A 1923-nucleotide genomic window follows, 5' to 3' on the forward strand; every position below is an offset into this window, starting at 1 on the left:
CGGGCTCAGAATTTTCCCTTCGCCACCTCCCGCAGCGCATCCTTCTCCAACTCCGCCTCGGCCAGCAGCCGCTTGAGCCGGCTGTTCTGCTCACGCAGCTCCTTGAGCTCTTTGGCGGCATCGGCGTCCATGCCGCCGTACTGGCGGCGCCAGTTGTACAACGTGGCCGCCGACACCTCGAGCTCGCCGGCGATCTCCTCACCGGTCTTGCCTTCCGCGGCCAGCTCGTCAGCCCGGCGCAACTTGCGCACGATGTCCTCCGCCGAGTGACGCTTGCGTCCTGCCATGTTCCTCATCGTCCCTTCTACGCCCTCACCAGGGCAATCAGGACTCTAAAACAAGCCGGACCGATCTACGGGGGACACGCCAGGTGCCCACCGACGGTTATCTCGTCGACGAGGTGTCGCAGATGGGTTTCGCCGCGTGCTTCGGCTTTCCGGTACGCGTGCCCCGCCACTTCATCACCACCGGGCATCAGAGCACCCTGGGGTACGGCTTTCCCACGGCATTGGGAGTCAAGGCGGCCCATCGTGATTCCGTCGTCGTCTCGGTGACCGGCGACGGTGGCTTCCAGTTCGCGATCGCCGAGATGGCCACCGCGGTCCAGTATCGGCTCGGCGTCGTGGTGGTCGTCTTCGACAACGCGGCCTTCGGCAACGTCAAGGCCGATCAGATCCGCCGCTACGGCCACGCCGTCGGCGCGGATCTCCACAATCCCGATTTCGCCGCCGTCGCCACCGCGTATGGCGCACACGGGGTTCGGGCCGAGTCGCCGGAGGAGCTCGAAGCGGCGATCACCGCCGCCGCGGGGCGCGATGTGCCGACGGTGGTCGTCGTGCCGATGCCGCTGAGCACCGAGCTCACGCCCTGGCGCTACCTCATGAGAACCACCGCCTGAGCGGTCGACGACCCCTAGACTGGCCGCAACTGGTCATCTCGACCAGCTGGAAGGGCGCGCAATGGACGGAGTTCAGCTCGACGACATCGATTTCGCGCTGCTCGAGTCGCTGCATCGGGACCCGCAGATCGGGGTACTCGAAACGTCGCGGCGGATCCGGGTGGCGCGCGCCACCGTGCAGTCCCGCCTGGCGAAGCTCGAGGACGCCGGGATCATCGCCGGATATCACCCGCATCTCGATGTCGCGGCCGCCGGTTTCGACGTCCAGTGCTTCGTCCAGCTCGAAACGGTGCAGGGTGAGCTGAGTACGGTCACCGCGGCATTGTCGGCGATTCCCGGTGTACTCGAGGCGTTCGCCACCACCGGTGCCAGTGATGTGCTGTGCCGGGTCGCGGCCGCCTCGCACAAGGATTTGCAGGAGACCTTGCTCGAGATCGGCCGGTCACCGTCGGTCGCGCGCTCCATCAGCATCGTCGTGCTGTCGGAGATCGTGCCCTATCGGGCTCTACCACTGCTGCGCACCGCGCGCTCGGACCGCACACCCCGCGCTCCCGGATACCGGTGAAGAATCCCGGAATGCGCTCAGTACAACAACTTTCGGTAATTGCTCTCGGCATAGCGCTCCTGCAGGGCCACCTCGTCGAGTTCGGGCATGAGTTTCTTGGTCATCTGCGCGGTGCTCGGCAGGTCATCGGGATGCCACGTCTCCGGCCGCCACAGATCCGACCGCAGGAAAGCCTTGGCGCAGTGGAAGAACACCTCCTCCACGGTGACCTCCAGCGCCAGGATCGGTCGGCGACCCTTGACGGCGAGCTCATCGAAATAGATGCCGCCGCTGTCGTCGTCGGCGCCGTCGACGATGCGTGCGGTCCCGTTGACCCGCAACGTGTCCCCGCGTCCCGGGATGATGGCGATGGTTCCCACGTGCGGATTGCGCAGGATGTTGAGGTAACCGTCGACGCGTTTGTTGCCGGGACGTTCGGGGATGACGATGGTGTGCTCGTCGAGGACGTGCACCACCTTGC

Annotated in this window: 3 protein-coding genes and 1 pseudogene; 2 read left to right on the top strand and 2 right to left on the bottom strand. The window is 65.9% G+C overall.

The window, feature by feature from the left end:
- Positions 1-11: 11 nt before the first annotated feature.
- Positions 12-287: pseudogene (locus tag B1964_RS29355) on the bottom strand (transposase); the annotation flags it as partial.
- Between the two features lie 83 nt (positions 288-370).
- On the opposite strand from B1964_RS29355, the gene B1964_RS29360 reads away from it, so the two are divergent.
- Both B1964_RS29360 and B1964_RS29365 read left to right on the top strand, forming a co-directional pair.
- A complete protein-coding gene (locus B1964_RS29360; RefSeq protein WP_253194272.1) occupies positions 371-898 on the top strand; it encodes a thiamine pyrophosphate-dependent enzyme in 528 nt (175 codons plus the stop codon).
- 61 nt (positions 899-959) lie between these two features.
- Positions 960-1463 (top strand): Lrp/AsnC family transcriptional regulator, encoded by a 504-nt coding sequence (locus tag B1964_RS29365; RefSeq protein ID WP_006372900.1) that lies wholly within the window; start codon positions 960-962, stop codon positions 1461-1463.
- 17 nt (positions 1464-1480) lie between these two features.
- Here B1964_RS29365 and B1964_RS29370 read toward each other — a convergent pair.
- Positions 1481-1923, bottom strand: a 443-nt coding sequence (locus B1964_RS29370) for a pyridoxamine 5'-phosphate oxidase family protein (protein ID WP_079932305.1), incomplete at its 5' end; no start/stop codon positions are given.

Origin of the sequence: Gordonia sp. i37, from assembly GCF_002043085.1 — a bacterium.
Taxonomy (GTDB): Bacteria; Actinomycetota; Actinomycetes; order Mycobacteriales; family Mycobacteriaceae; genus Gordonia; species Gordonia polyisoprenivorans.

Bases quoted from the DNA above. Each gene is read 5' to 3' on its own strand.
- B1964_RS29365 (WP_006372900.1), top strand. From the start codon at position 960: ATGGACGGAGTTCAGCTCGACGACATCGATTTCGCGCTGCTCGAGTCG.